This window comes from Limnospira indica PCC 8005 (genome assembly GCF_000973065.1).
In the GTDB taxonomy this organism is placed as follows: Bacteria; Cyanobacteriota; Cyanobacteriia; order Cyanobacteriales; family Microcoleaceae; genus Limnospira; species Limnospira fusiformis.
Map to the genome: position 1 here is coordinate 1261832 of NZ_FO818640.1, position 22760 is coordinate 1284591.

Genomic DNA, 22760 nt, shown 5'->3' on the forward strand with positions numbered 1-22760 from the left:
AGTTCACGAATAGTATTTTTCATGGATAGCAGTTGACGGGGGAGTATGTCAATATAGAAACTATGATCTAAACCAGAAACTCAAAAATCTTTATGAATCTAAGTTGGTTCGTGACTTCACATAACCACCATCAAAAACGATTACCCCCTTGGCTAAAACAATTTCTGCTGTTGCTGTTAGCAATTGTCCTGGGGGTGACTACTTTTGGACAGCCAACCCAAGCTGATGAACTTCCCAGCAATTCGCCATCTATCCAACCTTACTTAGATCGAGTTATCGATAAAGTGAGTGAATTTCGCCTGGATAATGGGATGAAATTTATAGTCTTACAAAGAAATCAAGCGCCAGTGGTTTCTTTTTTAATTCATGCAGATGTTGGGGGTGTTGATGAACCGGAAGGACAAACGGGGGTAGCCCATTATTTAGAACATCTAGCTTTTAAGGGGACTAAACGGATTGGGACGAGTAATTATGCGGCGGAAAAACCGCTTTTAGATAAACTAGATCAACTATTTGACCGTATCCTGGTCGCCCAAAATCAGGGTAATACAGAGGAAGTAGCTAAACTGACGGCGGAATTTGTGAAGGTGGAAAAACAAGCGTCTGAGTATGTTAACCAAAATGAATTTGGGCGGATTGTTGAACAGTCGGGGGGAGTGGGAATGAATGCTACGACTTCTGCTGATGAAACGAGATATTTCTACAGTCTACCATCGAATAAGTTAGAATTGTGGATGTCTCTGGAATCGGAGAGATTTTTAGAACCTGTATTCCGAGAATTCTTTAAGGAAAAAGAGGTAATTCTTGAAGAAAGAAGACTGCGGACTGATAATTCTCCGGTGGGTCAAATGGTGGAGGCTTTCGCTGAAACGGCGTTTCAAGTACACCCCTATCGTCGTCCGGTGATTGGTTATTTAGAGGATTTGCAAAGGATGACCCGCCCAAATGTTCAGGATTTCTTTGATACCTATTATGTACCGAGTAATTTGACTGTAGCGGTGGTGGGAGATGTAGAGCCATTACAGGTTAAAAAACTGGCGGAAATCTACTTTGGTCGCTATCCATCTCGACCTCATCCCCCACAACTTGATGTGAAGGAACCGCCACAACTTGAAACTCGCGAAATCACTAAATATCTACGTTCTCAACCTTGGTATTTAGAAGGGTATCATCGCCCGGCTATCAGTGACCCAGACCATGTGGTTATAGATGCGATCGCCAGTATTCTTAGCAGTGGTCGCACTTCCCGGTTATATCAATCTTTGGTAGAACAAAAACAGGTAGCCCTCGCCGCCCAAGGAATTAGCAGTTATCCGGGAAATAAACATGAGAATTTGATGTTGTTTTATGCGTTAACTTCCCCTAATCATACGGTGGATGATGTGGCGGCGGCTTTACAAGTGGAAATAGACCGCCTCAAAAATGAACTGGTTTCTCCCCGGGAATTAGAAAGGGTAAAAACTCAGGCGCGGGCGAGTTTATTGCGATCGCTTGATTCTAATATGGGGATGGCTTTTGCTTTAGTTAACTATGAGGTGAAAACAGGATCTTGGCGGAACCTATTTGAAACTTTGGATGCTATTTCTGCTATCACTCCCCAAGATATTCAAAGGGTCGCCCAGGCTACTTTCCGCCCGGAAAATCGCACGGTGGGTCGTCTTTTATCGCAAAATTAATGTACCACTTCCTAATAATATGCAATTGACAACCTCTATGAAATTGAAAAAATCCAGGTTATTACTAATGGCGATCGCCTGTCTAACCCTGGTCATGACAGTGGTTTGGCATTCCCCCGCAGTCGCCGGAGTTCCCAAACATTATCGGGAACTAGAATTCCCTCCCCTCCGCACTTTGGCACTTCCCGAATACAGTCGCTATGAACTTGACAATGGCATTGTTATTTATTTAATGGAAGACCGGGAACTTCCTTTAGTTAGGGGAAGTGCTATCTTTAAAACTGGCAGCCGTTTTGAACCTAATAATAAGGTGGGATTAGCTAGTTTAACGGGGAGTTTAATGCGCGCTGGGGGAACCAAAAAACATCCCCCCCAAGTGTTAAATGAAATCCTGGAACACAAAGCCGCATCGGTAGAAACGGGAATTAGTGACACTATGGGAAATGCGGGTTTTAGTGCATTAAGTGAAGACCTGGATGCGGTATTTAGTTTATTTGCAGAAGTGATTAGGGAACCAGCTTTTGATTCTCAACAATTAGCGTTAGCGAAAAATCAAATGCGAGGGGCGATCGCTCGTCGAAATGATGACCCTCAACGCATAGCTAGTCGGGAATTTCAAAAGCTAATTTATGGCGAGACAAGTCCCTACGCTCGCAGTGTCGAATATGAACATTTAGCACAGATTTCTAGGTCAGATTTAGTCAAGTTTCATCAACAGTATTTTCACCCCAAAAATATGATATTGGGGATTGTAGGAGATTTTGATTCAGCGGAAATGCGATCGCTAATTGCTGAAAAGTTCGGAGATTGGAAATCTGGCGATCAAGCTATAAATCCTCCCCTTCCTGATGTGAATCAGGTTAATATGGGTGGGGTATTTATGATTGACCAACCCCAACTCACTCAAAGTTATGTGCAGATGGGACATTTAGGCGGTAAGGCTAATAATCCTGATTACCCGGCGCTAATGGTTCTTAATGGTGTGATGAATGGCTTTGGTGGTAGGCTATTTAATGAAGTGCGATCGCGTCAAGGTTTAGCCTATTCTGTGTATGGGGTATGGAGTCCTAATTTTGATTATCCCGGCTTATTTATTTCTGGGGGTCAAACTCGTTCAGATACGACTGTTCCATTAATTCAGGCGATGAAATCGGAAATTAAGCGCATACGCACGGAACCCATTACCGCCGACGAATTAAACTACGCCAAGGAATCAACCCTTAATTCTTTTGTGTTTAATTTCGCTTCCGGCGACCAAACCCTTTCCCGTTTGATGCGTTATGAATACTTCGGTTATCCCGCCGATTTTATCTTCAACTACCGTCGTCAAGTTGAGGAGACCACCATTGAGGATGTTCAGAGGGTGGCGGCTGAGTATCTCCAACCCGAAAAGCTGGTGATTTTAGTGGTGGGTAATCAAAAGAGTATTAATCCCCCCCTTAATAGCTTGAATGAGGATGTCAAAGTTACCTCGATTGATATTACTATCCCCAATCAAACCTAGATATTTTGAAGGCATGATAATTCCTCATTGACAAAAATCTCCCTCTCTCTCAGGGAGAGGGTCATCACCCCCCCTACCAAATGCTGAACTATGGATGGCATAATTTAACTGGGTGGGGTTCAATGCTATTAATGTTGCAGTAAAACGACGGTGGCAATTCCTAACACAAAGAAACCAAAGAATTTTTGTAATCGTTTACCGTCAATAAACTGATTCAAATAAGCGCCGCCGAGAGTCCCTAAACTAGCAGCTATGGTCATGGAAAAGGTGAGAGACCAATTGATAGGAACCTGTCCTAAATAGCCGATAATGCCAGCAATAGAGTTAAATGTGATAATTAATAAGGAAGTGCCGATCGCCTCTTTAATCGGAATTCCCCCCAGCAATACCAATACTGGTACGATCGCAAATCCACCCCCAACCCCGACAAATCCGGTAATTACACCTACGCCTAATCCCCCCAGGGGAATCAACCACCAGCGAGAATTGTCTTTACCCACAGACGGACTGACCGCCTTGGGGACATGATTACTGCGGGAAATCATCAATATACTAGCCAGTAAGGCGATCGCCCCAAAAGTGACCATTTGAATGGTATCGGTAATCCCAGGAAAAGATGCTAAACGAGCGCCAAAATAAGCCCCTACCATGGCTGTTGGGGTAAAAACTGCAAAAGTCTTAAAATTCACGTTTCCACGCCGCCAATGGGGTAACATCCCCAGCAAACTGACTGAACCGACAATGGCTAGACTCATGGCGATCGCTTCTCTAGTCCCTATTCCCATAATATAAACGAGAACCGGAACGGCTAGAATTGACCCTCCGCCCCCAATTAAACCCAGACTCAAACCAATACAAATAGCGAGGAGATGTCCGACAATCAAAATAATCATTAATTTATGAGGAAATAGGGAATATCAAAAAAACATTTGGGGTGGGTTACGCAATTAATAATTAATAATGAATAATTAATAATTAATTATTATCGGCGCGGGTTCTGTAGGGGCGGGTTCTACAGTCAGCTTTGATGTATCACCAGAAAGATAGATAAACCCGCCCTTTCTGACCAGTCAGCTTTGGTGTGTCACCAGAAACATGGATAAACCCGCCCTTTCTTTCTGACCAGTCGGCTTTAATGTATCACCAGAAAGATAGATAAACCCGCCCTTTCTTTCTGACCAGTCAGCTTTGGTGTATTACCAGAAAAATAGATAAACCCGCCCTTTCTGACCAGTCGGCTTTGGTGTATTACCAGAAAGATAGATAAACCCGCCCTTTCTGACCAGTCAGCTTTGGTGTATCACCAGAAAGATAGATAAACCCGCCCTTTCTTTCTGACCAGTCGGCTTTGGTCTATCACTAGAAACCCAGAAAGATAGATAAACCCGCCCTTTCTGACCAGTCGGCTTTGGTGTGTTACTAGAAAGATAGATAAACCCGTCCAGATTTTGCTTAAAGACTTAGGAAAGACTGGGAACTTTTCCGCAGCGTTCATTAGCAGGAACCGCAGCCATAATTTTTTTGGGGTCGGGAAGATTGAGACTATTCATTAATTCAATAAAACTCTGGCGGCTTTTTCCGGCTAAACGGGGGTTGTAAAGTTTTTCTTCTTGAATAGTGGAAACTGTATGACCTCGATAGTCATGACCAGGATAAACTAAAGTATTTTCGGGAAGTGTAAAGAGTTTTTGAACAATGCAATCATAAAGTTGTCCGGGGTCGCCACTTTGGAAATCAGTACGTCCACAACCTCGGATTAATAGGGAATCTCCGGTTAAAATACGATCGCCATTTACCAAATAAGTGATATGGCTGTCAGTGTGTCCGGGAGTAGCGATCGCCTCAATTTTAATCTCCCCTAATTCTAAGACTTCTCCATCACCAATGTAGCGATCGGCACAGGCTGCATTAGCCTTTTGGGGTACAATTCCCAGACATTCGGTAAGCTGGCGTAGTTTCCCCGTCCCGGTAATATGGTCAGCGTGAATATGGGTTTCTAAACAATAGCGTAACTTTAATTCCAATTCTTCCAGCAATTTCAGATCGCGATCGACTTGTTCAAGAACCGGATCGACTAAGGCTGCTTCCTTGGTGACAGTATCAGCAATTAGATAGGTATAAGTGCTGGTTTCCGGGTCGAATAGCTGACGAAATAGCATTGATTCTCCTTTAGCCGTTGCATTTAGATATTATGTGAATACTTAACTAGATAGTAAAATATTAAATGCTAAACGTCAATGGGTGGGGGTTAACGAAAGTAAGGTCTTCCTTTCCAGAAAACGCCGACGAGAACGCCAATAAAGGAAAATCGTGATAAAGTGATCACGATGTCAGGTATGGGAAGTAAGGATTTAATCCATAAACCCAGAAGTAGACAGGCAAGCAAAGCCCAGAGACTGCCGGAATTAAGGATCATATCTTGGTCCCAAAGTTCCAAGAGATAAACAGCCAAAGCGCCGATACCGATCGCCGACAGGATAAACATAATTATGCCCAAGGGTGGGGAATACAAGAAGGCGATCGCCTGAGAGAGACTAGCCGAATAGGTTAAACCCAGAGTCAACAGCAACTCAACCGCCGCCACTATAGCCACTGTGACCCCGGCGCTTTGAAGTAGCCACCGCCAGGGTAAAGATTTCAATTGGTATATTAAACGATTCATGGTCTGATGTCCTATATGAGTAGCCGACAATTTGACTGCTATACTACAATTTTTGGCAGGTTGTCGAATTTGAGAGAGAGCATGATTTAATCTCAAATTAGGTGAATATTTTAGGGCAATACGGTATAATAAGATAAGAAGTGCGAAACGTTTAGGAGTGAAATAGGGCTGCAATGCCTGAAATAACCTTCCAGTGGGACTTCCACCCCTTGGTGGAATATAAGGGATTCACCTCCCTGACCATCCCATAACTGTTTATATGTCCCGACGCTTGGAGAAATCTAAGCAAGGCAGGGAACTCAAGGTCATAGACAAACTGAGAAATCAGGGAGTAGAGAGTAACGGCGGTAGCCACCCCCAGTTTTGGGAATCACAACCCCAGGATTGAAGCGGGGAACGGAAGGCGTGAAGTAGAACCCACTACCAGATGCGACCACTGCCAACCATCCATGACTAAGGAAATCTGAATGATCCGGCTTGAACCATCGTCATTAATAAGTAGCGAAACAGGTTGACACGCTGCGCTCAAAAGAGCAGGGGAAAAGTAGGGGTGTTTCTTGGCTACCTACACAGACCTTTAAAAGTACCCCGGTGGACAGGACAAGTCTAAAGATGGAATGCCCGTATAAACGGAACGTTTAAACCCCTCATTGGCTCTCTCATAAATAAGTGAGCAATATTACTTACAAGAGTAGTGAAAAGTGTAAGCGTATGGTGCGAGACGTTCGGGTATGAAATAGGGCTGAAATGCCCGAAATAACTACCCGGTGAGGATTCCAGCTCCGAATCTGGATATAAGGAGACCTCTCCTGACCATCCTCATAACTGGTTATATGTCCCGACGCTTAGGGAACTAAGCAAGGCAGGGAACTCAAGGTCATAAACGAACTGAGAAATCAGGGAGTAGAGAGTAACGGCGATAGCCACCCCCAGTTTTGGAAATCATAACTCCAGGATTGAAGCGGGGAACGGAAGGCGTGAGGTAGAACCTACTACCAAGACGCGACCACTGCCAACCATCTATGATTAGCAAGACCGAATGTCCGACTTGAACCATCGTAATACACTAGCAGCGAAATAGGTTGACACGCTGCGCTCAAAAGGGCAAGGGGAAAAGTAGGGGGTTCGTGCGACTACCTACACAGACCTTTAAAAGTACCCCGGCGGAGAGGACAAATCTAACGATGGCATGCCCATATAATCGGAACGTTGTAACCCCTCTAATGCTCTGCCTATAAACAAGTGAGTAATGCTATTCACAAGGCAGTAGTGAAAAATGTAAGCGCATGCTTAGAGGGTGAAGGATGTGACCAGAAGCTAAAGTCCAATTGTCATGGTTGGGATATGCCCACAGGTCACGGTGGGGATATAGATACTGCGGTCAGTAAGAGTATAATGGCGAGGACAAGTTTAAAGACTACGTGGTGCATATAGCTCTGAACATCGAAGTAGAAAGCAGGTCTCTTGATTCTGCTCCTTTGACAAATAGGGTATCCACACCAGGAGCCGTGTGATGGGAAACTATCAAGCACGGTTCTGAATGGGAGAGGGTGAAGGTGACTTCACTCTCGACCCCTCACCCTTTAAGGGGAAAGGATGTGACTGAAAGCCAAAGCCTAATTGTAATGATTAGGATATGCCCACTAGTCACGGTGTAGATATAGAGACTGCGACAAATAGGAGTAATATGACGAGAGCGAGTTTAAAGACTACGTGTTGTATTAGTAGCTCCCAAAGTTGGAATCATAAAGCGGGGTTTCGTAACCCTGTTCCTAGTGACAATGAAGGGTATCTACATCAGGAGCCGTATGAGGTGAAAGTCTCAAGTACGGTTTGGAATGGGAGTTGGGGAAGGCGACTTCCCTTTCGACCATAACGCGAGAAGAGTTGAGGATAAACCTATTGCCAGATATGTCAAACCCAAGGAAGCCGCCCAAATCCTTGGAGTCCATGAAAGAACACTCCGCAGATGGGACTCCAATGGCTCAATCGAGACCATCAGAACCCCCGCTGGGCAACGACGATACAACGTTGAGTGATATACTGCTGCCAAATCAGGCAGTGACAAACGCAAAGTCGTTATCTATGCCAGAGTTAGTAGCCGCGCCCAGCAGTCAGACCTCAACCGACAGGTGGCCGCACTGTCCAACCTCTACCCCGAAGCAGAAGTCGTCTCAGAAATCGGAGGCGGGCTCAACTTCAAGGGAAAGAAAATGCTGGCCTTACTGGGACATCATTTGTCAGGAGATGTCCGCATGGTTGTCGTTGCCCACAAAGACTGATTGGCAATATGGGGATTTGACTTGTTTCGATGGCTCTGTGAGCAAAACAGGTGCTCACTCATGGTTCTCAACGAGACAAGTCTCAGTCCAGAACCAGAAATGGTTGAGGACATCCTCGCCATCCTCCACTGCTTCAGTTCCCGATTATACGGACTGCGTAAATATAAAACTCAGGTCAAAGAAGATCCGGATTTACCCCAGCCCCGAGCTAAATCAAGTCTGGCGCAAATGGTTGGCCGCTTGTCGGTATTGCTATAACCAAGCAATTGCATTATCCCGGAGTGGTAAACGACTAAGCAAGTTAAAGTTACGCAATAAAGTGATGCAGAGCGACTTGCCTGCATGGGTCAAAGAAACACCCGGCCATATTCGGCAGAATGCTATCTTTGATGCCTATCTCGCCTTTTCAGCCAGTCCAGGCGCAAGGTTTAGAAGTTGTCGTGACAGCTCTCAAGGGATTAAGTTCAATAATACTAATTTCTCTTCAGGGAGTTGGTATCCAAGACTAACGAAAGGATTAACTTTCATGGTTTCCGAAGCTGTCCCTAAAACTTGCGGGCAAGGGACTCAGTTGGTGTTTACCAAAGGTCGATGGTTGGCGATTTTCCCTGAACCAGTTGCCGTTACCCCAACTGACGCTACTGGCGTAATTGCATTAGACCCGGGCGTCCGAACTTTCATAACTGGGTTTGATGGTTCACGATTTCTGGAATTGGGCTCCGGGGATATTGGAGGCATTACTAGGCTATGTCAACATTTGGATGATTTGATGAGCCGAATCGCCAAGGAACCCTGTCGTTCAAGAAGGCGACGGATGAGGCAAGCGGCTCAACGAATGAGAACCAAAATCCGCAATCTAGTTGATGAAGCCCACAAACAAATTGCTCACTACTTGACTCACAACTACAGTATAATTTTTCTGCCCACCTTCGAGACTTCCAACATGGTTGCCAAAGCCAAGCGGAAAATCAAATCCAAGACTGCCCGCGCCATGCTGACATGGGCGCATTATAGATTCAAACTAACCCTGAGACATCAAGGGGAAATAACTGGAACCACAGTTGTAGATGTGACGGAAGAATACACCAGCAAAACCTGTACTCACTGTGGTCATGTGCATTCCCAGCTAGGTGGCTCAAAAGTGTTCCGATGTCCTGAGTGTGGGTTCACTCTACCCAGGGACTGGAACGGTGCTTTTGGAATCTTTCTAAAAGCTTTGCGGGATACCGCCTCTGTTACCTTAACGGGTAATAGTGCTATCGTCGCATTGTCAGGCAATAGCCGGATAAATGTCGCGTAAATGTATCAGGGAACTATTGTGGAAACTACCATCAATTGTGCAGAAGCCTGTAAAAATGGTTGTATTCTGGGTGATAAATGCCCCCACCGGGAATATGTGAGTTCTGCATCGAGTTTTATTGAAAATACATCTTTAGATCAAATGCTAGATATCGCAGAAGAAGCCGTCCGCAAAAAACGCACAGCACCACCTCAATGGGTAATCCCAGACTTTCCTGATAGTCAATCATAAGTTAACTCAGGCTAGAGTCGAGCAGGAATATTGCCACGGAAAACATAAATATATATCTGTCTTGTGTTTTCTTAGTGGTTGATTAGGGGGATGACATCAAAGCGATCACTATGCGGATTTGGGATATAATCCCTTTTGGTCAAATCACACCCGGGAGGATATTTTATGGCTGGCAGTGAAGTTCAGGCTGATTTTTGGATGACAGAGTACATCACACCTTGGGATATTTATGCTCACGGGGTGATCGATGTTCTGGCCCATAAAAAAACCCCCTATCAGGAAATGTACATAGTTGAAACTGGGGCTTATGGCAAAGCCCTAGTCCTGGACGGTAAATGGCAGTCTTGCACCGGGGATGAGTTTCTGTATCATGAACCCCTAGTCCATCCGGGGATGGTCATTCAAGGTAAACCAGAGAAGGTTTTAGTCTTAGGTGGCGGCGAGGGAGCGACTATCCGGGAAGTGTTGCGCTGGAAAACTGTTGATCGGGTGGTAATGGTTGATATTGATGGGGATGTAGTGGAGGCGTGCCGCGAATATCTGCCAGAAATGCACCAGAATGCTTTTGAAGACCCCCGGACGGAATTAGTGGTTGGGGATGCGTTGGAGTTTCTCGATACCACCGACCAAAAATGGGATGTGATTATTTCTGATCTATCAGACCCCATTGAGGAAGGACCCTCATTTAAACTGTTTACGAAGGAGTATTTTGAGAATATCCAGCGCGTCCTAGCTGATGATGGGATATTTGTAATTCAAGCTGGCCCGGTGGCTCCCGGAAATTTAAATCTTCACGTTCGCATTGTCAATACAGTTAACGCTGTGTTTCCCCATGTTCAATCCTATACTAGCTTTATCCCCACCTATGGGGCTCCTTGGGGATTTGCGATCGCCTCGCAACACCCCATTGATCCCTATCCTCAACCGGAGAAAACAGATGAAATCCTCCAACAGCATACTGTAGGCGGTATGCGGATGTTTGACGGTACTACCCTGTTAGGACTATTTCAACTTCCCCGACATCTACGAGAGGCGATCGCCGCCGAAACTGAAGTCTACACACTTTCGGAACCTCCTAAATTCTTTGGCAAAGGCAAGTTAAGTTAGCCTAAAGAATTTTTAATTGAGGCGATAAATTCCCAGATTTTCTAGTCAAGGGAACAGTTAAGCAGCCTAGTTAATCAGATAATTACTAACTAGCGGCTATCTACTGTTCCCCCCCCCTCAAAAAATCCATCATTTCAATCTTTTGCCACCTACGAAAAATTATCATGAACAATCCGCATCTGCACTTACGAATTGAGACTACCAAAAAATCCCGTATTAAAGAACTAGATACCGAACCGATACCCTTCGGCAAAATCTTCAGTGATCATATGTTGGTGGCTAACTATAGCCAGGGGAATTGGCAGGATGTTCAAATTATCCCTTATGGTCCGATAGACCTATCACCCGCTACGTCTGCTCTCCACTACGGACAGGCGATTTTTGAAGGTATGAAAGCCTATAAAAACTCCAATGGTGAGCCACTATTATTCCGACCGGATGCCAACCATCAACGGATTAATCAATCCGCCGAAAGGTTATGTATGCCAGCTATTCCCGAATCCATTTTTATTGATGGATTGAAAGAGTTAATTAAGTTAGATGATGATTGGATTCCTAATAAAAATGGCAGCGTTTTATATATTAGACCCATTTACTTTGCTGTTGATGAATCGGTCGGATTAAAACCCTCAGATTCCTATAAATTTATCATTATCTCCTGTCCGGTAGGCGCTTATTATTCTCATCCAGTTAAATTGATTGTCACGGAAAAATATGTGAGAGCATTTGAAGGGGGAACCGGTGCGGCTAAGGTAGCCGGAAACTACGCCGCCAGCCTTATAGCAGACCGAGAAGCTAAAGAGAAAGGCTATGATAATGTAATTTGGCTCGATGGTATTCATCGCCGATATATCGAAGAATGTGGCACGATGAACCTAGCATTTGTGATTGATGGAGTAGTTGTCACCCCGAAATTAACCGGAACTATTTTAGCTGGAATTACCCGCGATAGTGTGTTAACCTTATGTCGTGATTGGGGCATTCCGGTAGAAGAAAGGGCGATCGCCATTGATGAAATAGTCCAAGCCTACCATCAAGGAACTCTCACGGAAGCCTTTGGTATGGGAACAGCAGCAACTATCGCCCATATTTCCACCATTGGATATCAGGGAGAAGACATGATTTTACCTCCGGTAAGCGATCGCAAAGTAGCCAATCAAGTTTTCCAGAAACTCGAAGAAATAAAAACCGGGAGAACAGAAGATATCCACAATTGGATATGTAGACCATAGTAGTGGGTGCTTTTTCCCCGTAATTGCCGGCTAATTGCCCGTTGGTTGTTACCTAACGGGCTTCTTTAGTGATTATCCGAAAAAGATATCAGGCTTTCTTAATTTCCTTAATGACCCAATCAAAAGTTTCCATAACCTGTTGTAGCGCCGTTTCATCCTGGAGAGTAGACAGACGCAAAGTTAGCGATCGATACTCAGTCGGTTCTACCGGGAGAGATAAACCAATAGAACTAAACTTATTGCGAAGTTCCCCCCATTTTTCCTGACAATCAAAAGGAGGTTGAGAGGCATATTTATTAGAGGAAATTTCCAAACGACCCGAAATATCCACACTAAATAACTTATGGGGTTTTTGACCCTTTTGGTGAAACCAAGCCGTAAACCCGCCATAGATATCCCCGGTTCCCCATTGAATATCAATTTTCGGCTGTTGTTGTTTCGCCCAAGCGTGAATTTTCTGGGCTAGTTGTGCTTCATCATTTCCCCGGCGGATATTTAATTCCTCAAAAAAAGACACCTCATCCCAGCGTCTGCGTTCCCCAGTAGCGCTAGATTTTTTCTGTTGTGCTTCCGCCGTTTGACCAATTACGCGAGGTACTAAAGTCCTTAAACCGTCCTGACTGACATATTGCTTAATTTCCACCGCCCAGACTTCCCCCGGATCAGTTTGCTTATTGAGAAACTCCACCACCCGACGCAAAGAGGGGGAGATTTCATCAGCCACAAAAACCAGGCGAATTTTACCAGCCTGTACATTAGTTTTCACTTTTTGCCAAAAACGCTCTTCTTTAGCATCAGGTCCAAGAAACTCCTCAAAAACCTGTTCTGGATCGCGACCCTGTTCGCGACAGTTAGCCTCAAATTGAGCAATAGTCGATTCAATGGGCCAGTAAAAACTAACATGGGCCGCATAATCCAACATAAGTCCGATCGCCTTTTGGCGCATTTCCGTATTACGGATACGGCGAATATCGACCAAAGTAGGGATAGCATCTTGATCGATAAACAAATGATCCAAAGACCAGCGACCGCCGCTTTCTTCTTCCGGGGGAACCATAGCATCCCTGGAAATCAATAGCCACCGTCTAGGGGTGGCGCGATCGATCTCATCCCCAGCCAGTAAATTCGGATAAGATTCGAGGAGATCCTGAAGTTGGTCTTCAGAATCATAGTCTTGTTCCATCATTTCCACAAGCTGATCATCATCCTGAATGAGATAAATGCCTCCACCCATAGCAATGTCCTTGGTTTACCTAATTATTGATTATTGTTGATTGGAAAGGTTAACTGACCTTGGAAAACTGCTTGCGCTGGTCCAGTCATGTATAACCGTTGGTCTGTAGCTGACCATTCAATTTGTAGACAACCCCCTGGAAGTTCTACAGTTACTTGGCGATCGCATCTTTGGGTCAACACTCCCGCCACCACAGAAGCACAAGCCCCGGTTCCACAGGCTAAAGTTATACCAGCGCCCCTTTCCCAAACCCGCATTTTGACATAATCTGGTCGCACTACTTCAATAAATTCCGTATTGGTTCGTTCAGGAAAAGCGGGATGATGTTCAAACAACGGTCCAATCTCCGTTAATGGAACACTAGCTACATCATCTACAAAGGTGATGCAGTGGGGGTTTCCCATACTGACGCAGGTAACAGACAGAACCTGTCCTGCTACCTCTAGGGGAACATCGATCACCTTGAGGTTATTTTCAGATAGGGTAGTGGGAATTTCCGCAGCCAGTAGCCGTGGTAATCCCATATCTACTTTAACCTGACCATCGGTTAAAAGTTCGGGACAGATGACCCCGGCGGCGGTATTAATTTTATAAGCGATCGCCGTCCCAGTTTTTCCTTCCAACTCAGTGATAAACTTAGCCAGACAGCGAATTCCATTCCCGCACATTTCCGGTTCTGACCCATCAGAGTTAAATATTCTCATGGTGTAGTCACTAGCCCCGTCACCGGGAAGCGCAAAGATTACCCCATCAGCACCAATACCAAAATGGCGATCGCACATTTGCACAGCTTGTCTCTGTGTACAAATCGGCTCCGACTGATGACGGTTATCAATCAGAATAAAATCATTGCCCAAACCGTGATACTTTGTAAACTCAATTGCCATCACTGATATCTCAATCTCCTGCTTTAGTAATAACTAATCGATTATGCCTGAGTTTAATACCGATTTACCAAGCATCCGCAAGTTACAAACCTACATCAAGGATAAACCCACTGTTGAGATTCAATTACTCACCAAAGATCTGCTAGAGGGCAAAATCATCTGGCAAGATCCTAACTGTATCTGTTTACAGCCCCCACAGGGGGAACCGATTTTGATCTGGCGAGAGGCGATCGCTTACATACAAGCCAAATCTTGACCCCTCTCCCCAGAGGGCGGGTTTATTAATGGCGAGGTACTAGCAGAACCCGCTCCGACAATTAATAATTAATAATTAATAATTAATAATTAATGACCGGGTGGGGCGGGGCGGGTTGATTAATATCGTCCTGGGTAGGCGAGATACTCGCAGAACCCGCTCCGACAATTAATAATTAATAATTAATAATTAATAATTAATGACCGGGTGGGGCGGGGCGGGTTGATTAATATCGTCCTGGGTAGGTGAGGTAATAGCAGAACCCGCTCCGACAATTAATAATTAATAATTAATAATTAATAATTAATAATTAATGACCGGGTGGGGCGGGGCGGGTTGATTAATATCGTCCTGGGGAATTGAGAATTGACAGCATAACTCGCCCCTACAGTTAATAATTATCAATTTTTTGTCAACTCCAGAATTCATCCAGGTTAACGTTAGATATTTCCTGCTGAACTTCCTGGAAATAACTACTCTCAGTTAAACTAGCCACTTCTTTCTGACGTTTTTTGTGATCAATTTCAATTTGCAACTCTTGCAATTGTCGCTTGAGTTCCTCCTCCTTGCGCTTCCGTTCAGTAATATCTTGAACAATGCCTTCGTAATACAACACATTGCCATTGTTATCATTCACAACACGCGCATCAATTTGAATCCAGATAATACTACCATCCTTGCAGTAACAACGATATTCAAAATCTTTGACTGAATTTTGTTTAGATAACAAATATCTAAACTCGGTTCTTTTTTCCTGGTCTACATAAAGCTGCTCACTAATGTTGGTAATACTTGCCATCATTTCTTCAGGAGAATCATAGCCATAAATTTTGGCTAAAGCAGGATTAGCATTAATAAATTTTCCTTGAGGGGACGATTGAAAAATCCCTTCTAAAGCATTTTCAAAAATGCTGCGGTAGTTTTCCTCAGCAATACGCAAGGCTTCTTCTGCTTGTTTACGATCGGTAATATCTCGCACGATAATCAAAACTTCATCTTCTGACAAAACCATAATTTGCACCTCTTTATTCACAGACTTATTATCCTGGATAATTTGATTCTTGTAAATTAGTAATTATTCGTTTTTAATACTTGTTAAATATTCTTAATTAATTGTTTATTATTATCGAGTAAATACTCCTGAATAGTGATTGCCTTTGGCAATCGATTAGAGGTTAAAAATTGGTCGCCACTACTATCTACTCCCTCCAGCCGATCACTACCCACCACATCAAGATAACTACCATCCCCCTTAGCGCGAATCATTAAATCTGGAATAGTATTAACAATGGCGCGATTAGTCGCTTCACTTTGGCGGAGGGCAGAAAATGATTGTTTCAGTTGTTGTGCCATACTATTAAAAGACTTCGCCAAGCGATCGATTTCAATAATTGGGCTAGGTTTTACCTGTTGATCTAGTTCACCTTGCGCTAATTCATCAGCCGCATGGGAAACGCGCAAAATCGGTCGAGTCACCCAGCGAGAGGTGAAAATTCCGACAGCGATCGCTATTATTAACGCCCCGAAACTTAACCCAATAGACTTTTGACGACTGGCATTAATTTCGCTCATAAAATCCGATTCCGGAATGGTTACAACTACTAACCAATCCAAATTTCCATCTCGAAATGGCACAACTTGAACATATTGTCGCTCACCCTGCCACTGAAAATCTAATTTTTCAACAGTTTGAATATTGCTGAGATCATTAAAGCGATCGCTCAGGTAATTAGCCGTAGAGCGCACTGCGTCATTTTCACTGGCGATCGCCAACAATCGTTCACGATCATCTCCAACAATTTTAAAAGTAGGTTCTCCCGTAGAAGTAGCCACCAATTTACCGGAACGCTCCATAATAAAAGCCGTCCCAGTTTTACCAATCTCCAAATTTCGCAAAAACCAACTCACTTCTTGGGGTAAAAAAAAGTCAGTTGCACAAACCCCGATCAGAGAACTATCGGTTAAACTATAAACTGGGAGACTTGCTGTTATGGTAGGTAATAGGGTGGAGAAAGAAAGATAAATCTCACTCCACACAGCCTTACCTTCAGCCTGAGCGGCTTTATACCAAGGTCTTTGGCGTGGATCATAAGGTTGTTCAAGAGTGCCAATTTGTTCAGTCCGATTTCCTTGTTCATCAAAAGCAAAATCCTGGCGCATAAAGTCAGTCCAGAAATTGCTATACACCATAATTACATGGGAACGGTCTTCTTAGTCAAGTCTACCTACCCCAAAAAAACTACCATCTTCGTCACCACAATAGACATATAGCACAAGACAGAACACTTAGGACGTATAATGGAGAGGACGAGATGACTAAGAAGACCAAAAATGCCAGCCCCCTATAGTTACGACCTCAGACAAAAAGTTATTGATGCCATTGAACTAAACGGTATGCCCAAAACAGAAGCCAGTCAAGTTTTCCATGTCAGCAGGAACACCATTAATCTCTGGCTGCAAAGAAAAGCACAGACCGGAGACTTCCTCCCTAAAGCTCATCACCGACCTGGCAATAACCACAAAATTACCGACTGGCAGAAATTCAAGGCTTTTGCCCAAGAGCATGGCGACAAAACAGCAGCTCAAATGGCTGAACTTTGGGATGACGACATCTCTCCTCGCACCATATCCAGAGCCTTGAAGAAAATTGGCTTCACCAGAAAAAAAACTTACGGCTACCAAGAACGTTGGAAGCAACAGCGAGAGGAGCTTATGGCTCAGATTGAACAGATGGAGCCGGAAGAAGTGGTCTACCTCGATGAAGCCGCCATGAATAGTCAGGACTCGGATTACCCTTATGGTTACTGCGAGGAAGGAAAACGCTTCCATGCACTCAAATCAGGGAAGAGGCAGGGCAGGGTAAGTATGATAGCCGCATGGTGTCATCAACAACTCTTAGCTCCCTTTAGCTTTGAGGGTTGTTGTCATCGGACAGTGTTTGAGTTGTGGTTGGAGTTCATCTTAATTCCAACATTGAAGCCAGGTCAGACTCTAGTATTGGACAATGCAACGTTTCATAAAGGGGGACGGATTGCTGAACTGGTGGAGGCAGCTCAATGCCGTTTACTCTATCTTCCGCCTTATTCGCCAGACCTCAACAAGATAGAGAAATGTTGGTCGTGGCTGAAAGCCCGTATTCGCCACTGCACGTGAGCAGTTTGATTCTCTCCATGATGCCATGGATTCCGTTCTCAAAGTTACGTCCTAACCACCTTGACTAATGCTATAACTAAAACTAGGATAAATCTGCATCTTCTGCCAGAATTTGTGTTCCCCAAAGGTGTTACTGACATTTAGATAACCATGGGCAAAATCATTAGTATTGAAACGATTAATAGTTTTGGGAATCTCCGTATAGGAGGATAACTTTTCGGTAATCCGATTGGTCAGTTCACTGCGTAATTGGGTAGCTACATTATTCACAGCTTGTTGTCCACTGCTATAACCAATCCATCCTACCAAACCAACCCCTCCCACAATTGGCAAAAGAAAGGGAATCAGTAGGGTTTTTCTGAGACGAAATCGACGAAAAGGTGAGTTTTGATCGAGGTTAATAGCCAGTTTAAATCAAATAGTTTCTGGGGATCAAAAAATTGTTTTCCCCTACAGTATTAAAGCCCCGACTAAAGTGCGGGCGGGGATATATAGCATTAGTCAAGGTGGTTAGGACGCAGCTTTGAGAACGGAATCCATGGCATCATGGAGAGAATCAAACTGCTCAATGCAGTGGCGAATACGGGCTTTCAGCCACGACCAACATTTCTCTATCTTGTTGAGGTCTGGCGAATAAGGTGGTAGATAGAGTAAACGGCATTGAGCTGCCTCCACCAGTTCAGCAATCCGCCCCCCTTTATGAAACGTTGCATTGTCCAATACTAGAGTCTGACCTGGCTTCAATGTTGGAATTAAGATGAACTCCAACCACAACTCAAACACTGTCCGATTACAACAACCCTCAAAGCTAAAGGGAGCTAAGAGTTGTTGATGACACCATGCGGCTATCATACTTACCCTGCCCTGCCTCTTCCCTGATTTGAGTGCATGGAAGCGTTTTCCTTCCTCGCAGTAACCATAAGGGTAATCCGAGTCCTGACTATTCATGCCGGCTTCATCGAGGTAGACCACTTCTTCCGGCTCCATCTGTTCAATCTGAGCCATAAGCTCCTCTCGCTGTTGCTTCCAACGTTCTTGGTAGCCGTAAGTTTTTTTTCTGGTGAAGCCAATTTTCTTCAAGGCTCTGGATATGGTGCGAGGAGAGATGTCGTCATCCCAAAGTTCAGCCATTTGAGCTGCTGTTTTGTCGCCATGCTCTTGGGCAAAAGCCTTGAATTTCTGCCAGTCGGTAATTTTGTGGTTATTGCCAGGTCGGTGATGAGGTTTAGGGAGGAAGTCTCCGGTCTGTGCTTTTCTTTGCAGCCAGAGATTAATGGTGTTCCTGCTGACATGGAAAACTTGACTGGCTTATGTTTTGGGCATACCGTCTAGTTCAATGGCATCAATAACTTTTTGTCTGAGGTCGTAACTATAGGGGGCTGGCATTTTTGGTCTTCTTAGTCATCTCGTCCTCTCCATTATACGTCCTAAGTGTTCTGTCTTGTGCTATAGCTGCTGGTGCCAGAAATTTTAGACAAAAGACTTAGGTTAACCTGGATGTTAGGCTAACATCTGCCACTGTGGATAGTGGAGACTTGTTAGAAGTCATGTAGACCATCACCACCAGCAATCCACTCTTCTAAATTGCGATCGCTTTTAGCTACATTAAACAGGTGTAAACCAAAATCCTGTGATAGGTCTTCACACACCTTAACGCCTCGAATGCTATTACCTTTAGGATCCAAAGGCGGCGAAAATATACCAATCCCCAACTTTCCTGGTACCACGGCTAAAATACCGCCGCCTACGCCACTTTTCGCAGGCATTCCCACCCGATAAGCCCATTCTCCTGATGCGTCATACATCCCACAGGTGAGTAGGGGTCGAGAGAGATGTCGCCATCTCTCCCTCCCTTTCAAAACCGTACTTGATAGTTTCCCATCATACGGCTCCTAGTCTGACTGCTCCATTGTTAAGGATACAGCTCTGGCATTGTCAAGTGCCGTTTTATCATCGCGGGTGTGGCGGTGTAGTAGTTGAAGGTTTTTGTATTCATCCTTTCCGCCTTGGCTTCGAGGTACAATGTGGTCTACTTCAACTATATCTGTTGGTGCGACATACAATCCACACCATTTACACTTGCCTTTTTGCTTTTTGAGTAGTTTTGCTACCCTGTTAGGCGTGTCGATTGCTTGTCCTTTTCTGGTTGCCCAGTAAGTCCAGTTTCCGTCGTAGGGTGTTGCATCGGGGCGTATTGGGGTGTGTCTAACAATTGGAGTCCAGTTATGTTTCCATAGTTGGAATCCATCTTTAGTTTGGAATAACCAAGATTCATGCCTTTCTTTCCCATTACTAAGTCTAACCGTTCTATGTCTGCTAAGTACAGGACAAAAGTTGTAGAGCCTGGTGAAACCGCCCTGAAAACAAAGGCAGATTAGAGAAAGTGCGGCGTAGAAAATCGAAGCCAGTGCGGAAAAGACTCTGGGAGCGTCGTCCGTGAGCCTTCAAAGGAATGGGTGAACCTTGGTGAATCCACAAACCCACCTTCATAGCCCAAGTAAAAGCCAGGCTAAGCAAAGCCAATAAACGGCTCAAGCGCTCAGGGTCCTTAAAGTGAGTCGATTCGAGACAGAAGCCCCGAGTCTTCAAGGCTCCGAAGAGGTTTTCAATACCCCAACGCCGAGCATAGTCGGGGAGGGCCGTTTCGGGGCAAGCGTTAGTGATGAGAATCAACAACTCCCCCGAATCAGCCAGACGAGAGCCAATGACGTAAACCTGCCGTCCCCAAACCCAACGGCGACCCGAAAGCTGGCGAAATTCTCCGGGTCGCAGAGAATCAAACATTCGTTCGCCGCTACGCCGAGTTCCTCCTAACTTAGGACTAATCAGCTCGCTGTGGCGGATGCGTAGGCGGAAAGGAACCTCGGGGTCGATGAGAAGATACGAGAGCCAATCTCGCCCCACAAATTCCCGGTCATATCAAGTCCGGATAATCAATTATAGTAAAGTCTCGGTTTGAGGCCACCAATGATATCAAGTCCGGATAATCAATTATAGTAAAGTCTCGGTTTGATGCCACCAATGAAAACTGGTCAAGCCTCGAATTAATTCGCGCTGTTTCCACAAACTTCGGCAGCGAGCACACAAGAGTTCCTCTAGCTGATCAAGATTCTCAAATGAACGATTGGCAATGGGTTCATCTACCAGAGGCCACAGTCTTTCTGCTGGTTGTAGTTCCGGGGAATGGGACGGTAGAAACATTAAATGCAGTCCTTCGGGTACTTTCAGATTCTTACTGATATGCCATCCGGCTTGATCAACCACTAACATAATGTGTTGATTTGGACCTAATTTAAATTCGGCAGCAAACTCCTGTAACACTCGACTAAATAGAGTTGTATTGACGTAAGGTATAATCCACCAATAAGTCTCTCCCGTTTCCGGTCTCACAAAACCATATAGCCATAACCACTCGAATTTCCAATTAATATGGGCGAGTGGTTGACAATCTTCCGCTACATAAATACGTCGCATCACCGGTTTGAGTCCCAGACGGTGTTCATCTTCGCTCCACAATTGCACCTGTGCATCAGGGTATCTCCGGCGAAGTCCCTCTAACTCCGTTACCAGTTTTTTTTCCAGGCTTGCTGCTCGTCTTCGTCACTTTCGGTGTGAGCCGGTCTCGGTACACGAAGCCGAAATGTCATTTGTCGCAGAATCTCCCATCCCCTTTGTCGGCTAATTTTTCGTCCAGTTACTCCTGTCAACCAGTCTGCCACCTGGCGACCGTTCCACAGTCCCCCATCCGGCGCTGTTCCTTGCAGGGCTTGCCATAACTGAGCTTGAGTCACATCATCAATTAACGGTGGATGTCCGGGATTTCCTTTTCGGCGCGCACCCAGCCCTTTTAATCCCAATTGGTTGTATCTCTTTACCAATTCATAAATCCAGATGCGACTGTAGCCCGTAATTTCTTGGACTTCCTCCGTGGTCTTCCCCTTAGCCAACAACCAAATAATTTGATATTGGCGACTTTCCAAGCCCTCTTGGGCTTGGTGATCAGCCCGGCCAAGTTCTTCGGTACTTAAGTGGGGAGCTATACTAATTCGTCTGGGCATAACGCAAGTTTGGCATTGGTCACTGATATTATAACCGATTAAGCGAACTTGATATGAAAACTGGTCAAGCCTCGAATTAATTCGCGCTGTTTCCACAAACTTCGGCAGCGAGCACACAAGAGTTCCTCTAGCTGATCAAGATTCTCAAATGAACGATTGGCAATGGGTTCATCTACCAGAGGCCACAGTCTTTCTGCTGGTTGTAGTTCCGGGGAATGGGACGGTAGAAACATTAAATGCAGTCCTTCGGGTACTTTCAGATTCTTACTGATATGCCATCCGGCTTGATCAACCACTAACATAATGTGTTGATTTGGACCTAATTTAAATTCGGCAGCAAACTCCTGTAACACTCGACTAAATAGAGTTGTATTGACGTAAGGTATAATCCACCAATAAGTCTCTCCCGTTTCCGGTCTCACAAAACCATATAGCCATAACCACTCGAATTTCCAATTAATATGGGCGAGTGGTTGACAATCTTCCGCTACATAAATACGTCGCATCACCGGTTTGAGTCCCAGACGGTGTTCATCTTCGCTCCACAATTGCACCTGTGCATCAGGGTATCTCCGGCGAAGTCCCTCTAACTCCGTTACCAGTTTTTTTTTCCAGGCTTGCTGCTCGTCTTCGTCACTTTCGGTGTGAGCCGGTCTCGGTACACGAAGCCGAAATGTCATTTGTCGCAGAATCTCCCATCCCCTTTGTCGGCTAATTTTTCGTCCAGTTACTCCTGTCAACCAGTCTGCCACCTGGCGACCGTTCCACAGTCCCCCATCCGGCGCTGTTCCTTGCAGGGCTTGCCATAACTGAGCTTGAGTCACATCATCAATTAACGGTGGATGTCCGGGATTTCCTTTTCGGCGCGCACCCAGCCCTTTTAATCCCAATTGGTTGTATCTCTTTACCAATTCATAAATCCAGATGCGACTGTAGCCCGTAATTTCTTGGACTTCCTCCGTGGTCTTCCCCTTAGCCAACAACCAAATAATTTGATATTGGCGACTTTCCAAGCCCTCTTGGGCTTGGTGATCAGCCCGGCCAAGTTCTTCGGTACTTAAGTGGGGAGCTATACTAATTCGTCTGGGCATAACGCAAGTTTGGCATTGGTCACTGATATTATAACCGATTAAGCGAACTTGATATCATCCGTTTGACTAATGAACTACGGCAAATAA

18 protein-coding genes and 5 pseudogenes are annotated in these 22760 nt (G+C 44.9%); 9 read left to right on the forward strand and 14 right to left on the reverse strand.

Annotation, left to right across the window (positions count from 1 at the left end):
• Positions 1-92 precede the first annotated feature (92 nt).
• A complete protein-coding gene (locus XZ46_RS05620) occupies positions 93-1676 on the forward strand; it encodes a M16 family metallopeptidase (protein WP_006669868.1) in 1584 nt (527 codons plus the stop codon).
• A 19-nt stretch (positions 1677-1695) separates the two neighbouring features.
• The gene (locus XZ46_RS05625) at positions 1696-3180 is read left to right on the forward strand and encodes a M16 family metallopeptidase (protein ID WP_006669867.1); all 1485 of its coding nucleotides are present in this window, start codon (positions 1696-1698) and stop codon (positions 3178-3180) included.
• A gap of 128 nt (positions 3181-3308) precedes the next feature.
• On the opposite strand, the gene XZ46_RS05630 is transcribed toward XZ46_RS05625, so the two are convergent.
• The 3 genes from XZ46_RS05630 to XZ46_RS05640 all read right to left on the reverse strand — a co-directional run bounded on the left by XZ46_RS05630 (position 3309) and on the right by XZ46_RS05640 (position 5842).
• Positions 3309-4073: a sulfite exporter TauE/SafE family protein gene (locus XZ46_RS05630; RefSeq protein ID WP_006621103.1), complete on the reverse strand. Its 765-nt coding sequence runs from the start codon at positions 4071-4073 to the stop codon at positions 3309-3311.
• A gap of 567 nt (positions 4074-4640) precedes the next feature.
• On the reverse strand, positions 4641-5339 hold the full coding sequence (locus tag XZ46_RS05635; RefSeq protein ID WP_006621102.1) for an MBL fold metallo-hydrolase: 699 nt from the start codon (positions 5337-5339) through the stop codon (positions 4641-4643).
• Positions 5340-5428: 89 nt separating this feature from the next.
• The gene (locus XZ46_RS05640; protein WP_008048977.1) at positions 5429-5842 is read right to left on the reverse strand and encodes a hypothetical protein; all 414 of its coding nucleotides are present in this window, start codon (positions 5840-5842) and stop codon (positions 5429-5431) included.
• Positions 5843-7743: 1901 nt separating this feature from the next.
• Between XZ46_RS05640 and XZ46_RS31780 the strand changes: the two are divergent.
• The 5 genes and pseudogenes from XZ46_RS31780 (at position 7744) to XZ46_RS05670 (ending at position 11994) form a co-directional block, all read left to right on the forward strand.
• Positions 7744-8382 (forward strand): annotated as a pseudogene (locus tag XZ46_RS31780) (IS607 family transposase).
• Complete coding sequence (locus XZ46_RS31785) at positions 8315-9424, forward strand: RNA-guided endonuclease InsQ/TnpB family protein (RefSeq protein ID WP_230428090.1); 1110 nt, start codon at positions 8315-8317, stop codon at positions 9422-9424. The pseudogene XZ46_RS31780 and the gene XZ46_RS31785 overlap by 68 nt, the downstream one beginning before the upstream one ends.
• On the forward strand, positions 9425-9655 hold the full coding sequence (locus XZ46_RS05660) for a hypothetical protein (RefSeq protein ID WP_008048992.1): 231 nt from the start codon (positions 9425-9427) through the stop codon (positions 9653-9655).
• Positions 9656-9820: 165 nt separating this feature from the next.
• Positions 9821-10762 carry a polyamine aminopropyltransferase gene (gene speE, locus XZ46_RS05665; RefSeq protein WP_006621099.1) on the forward strand — a complete coding sequence of 314 codons (942 nt, stop codon included), beginning with the start codon at positions 9821-9823 and terminating at the stop codon, positions 10760-10762.
• A gap of 164 nt (positions 10763-10926) precedes the next feature.
• On the forward strand, positions 10927-11994 hold the full coding sequence (locus tag XZ46_RS05670) for a branched-chain amino acid aminotransferase (RefSeq protein WP_006621098.1): 1068 nt from the start codon (positions 10927-10929) through the stop codon (positions 11992-11994).
• A gap of 88 nt (positions 11995-12082) precedes the next feature.
• Here XZ46_RS05670 and XZ46_RS05675 read toward each other — a convergent pair whose 3' ends face one another.
• On the reverse strand, positions 12083-13228 hold the full coding sequence (locus XZ46_RS05675) for a hypothetical protein (protein WP_006621097.1): 1146 nt from the start codon (positions 13226-13228) through the stop codon (positions 12083-12085).
• A 23-nt stretch (positions 13229-13251) separates the two neighbouring features.
• Positions 13252-14115 (reverse strand): diaminopimelate epimerase, encoded by an 864-nt coding sequence (dapF, locus tag XZ46_RS05680; RefSeq protein ID WP_006669864.1) that lies wholly within the window; start codon positions 14113-14115, stop codon positions 13252-13254.
• A gap of 43 nt (positions 14116-14158) precedes the next feature.
• On the opposite strand from dapF, the gene XZ46_RS05685 reads away from it, so the two are divergent.
• Complete coding sequence (locus tag XZ46_RS05685; RefSeq protein ID WP_006621095.1) at positions 14159-14371, forward strand: Hfq-related RNA-binding protein; 213 nt, start codon at positions 14159-14161, stop codon at positions 14369-14371.
• 412 nt (positions 14372-14783) lie between these two features.
• On the opposite strand, the gene XZ46_RS05690 is transcribed toward XZ46_RS05685, so the two are convergent.
• Both XZ46_RS05690 and XZ46_RS05695 read right to left on the reverse strand, forming a co-directional pair.
• Positions 14784-15404: a PAS domain-containing protein gene (locus tag XZ46_RS05690; protein WP_006621094.1), complete on the reverse strand. Its 621-nt coding sequence runs from the start codon at positions 15402-15404 to the stop codon at positions 14784-14786.
• A gap of 62 nt (positions 15405-15466) precedes the next feature.
• Positions 15467-16561, reverse strand: a complete 1095-nt coding sequence (locus XZ46_RS05695) for a cache domain-containing protein (protein WP_006621093.1) — start codon at positions 16559-16561, stop codon at positions 15467-15469.
• 141 nt (positions 16562-16702) lie between these two features.
• Between XZ46_RS05695 and XZ46_RS05700 the strand changes: the two genes are divergently transcribed.
• A protein-coding gene (locus tag XZ46_RS05700) for an IS630 family transposase (protein ID WP_249432975.1) occupies positions 16703-17579 on the forward strand; the annotation gives its coding sequence in 2 pieces (ribosomal slippage) (positions 16703-17515 and positions 17517-17579; 876 coding nt in all).
• Here the strand turns inward: XZ46_RS05700 and XZ46_RS05705 are convergent.
• The 7 genes and pseudogenes from XZ46_RS05705 to XZ46_RS05740 all read right to left on the reverse strand — a co-directional run bounded on the left by XZ46_RS05705 (position 17576) and on the right by XZ46_RS05740 (position 22673).
• Positions 17576-17833: a hypothetical protein gene (locus XZ46_RS05705; protein ID WP_006670900.1), complete on the reverse strand. Its 258-nt coding sequence runs from the start codon at positions 17831-17833 to the stop codon at positions 17576-17578. The genes XZ46_RS05700 and XZ46_RS05705 overlap by 4 nt on opposite strands.
• A 201-nt stretch (positions 17834-18034) precedes the next feature.
• A pseudogene (locus XZ46_RS05710) lies at positions 18035-18910 on the reverse strand (IS630-like element ISAtsp1 family transposase).
• 152 nt (positions 18911-19062) lie between these two features.
• Positions 19063-19383, reverse strand: coding sequence for a glutaminase (locus XZ46_RS05715; protein ID WP_228116494.1), 321 nt, complete (start codon positions 19381-19383; stop codon positions 19063-19065).
• A gap of 33 nt (positions 19384-19416) precedes the next feature.
• Positions 19417-19830: pseudogene (locus XZ46_RS37765) on the reverse strand (HNH endonuclease); the annotation flags it as partial.
• Positions 19831-19840: 10 nt separating this feature from the next.
• Positions 19841-20440 (reverse strand): annotated as a pseudogene (locus XZ46_RS05725) (IS4-like element ISAtsp3 family transposase); the annotation flags it as partial.
• A gap of 75 nt (positions 20441-20515) precedes the next feature.
• Positions 20516-21582, reverse strand: a pseudogene (locus tag XZ46_RS31790) (IS630-like element ISAtsp4 family transposase).
• Between the two features lie 38 nt (positions 21583-21620).
• Entirely contained in the window at positions 21621-22673 is a 1053-nt protein-coding gene (locus XZ46_RS05740) for an IS630-like element ISAtsp4 family transposase (RefSeq protein WP_048894950.1), read from the reverse strand.
• Between the last annotated feature and the right edge of the window lie 87 nt (positions 22674-22760).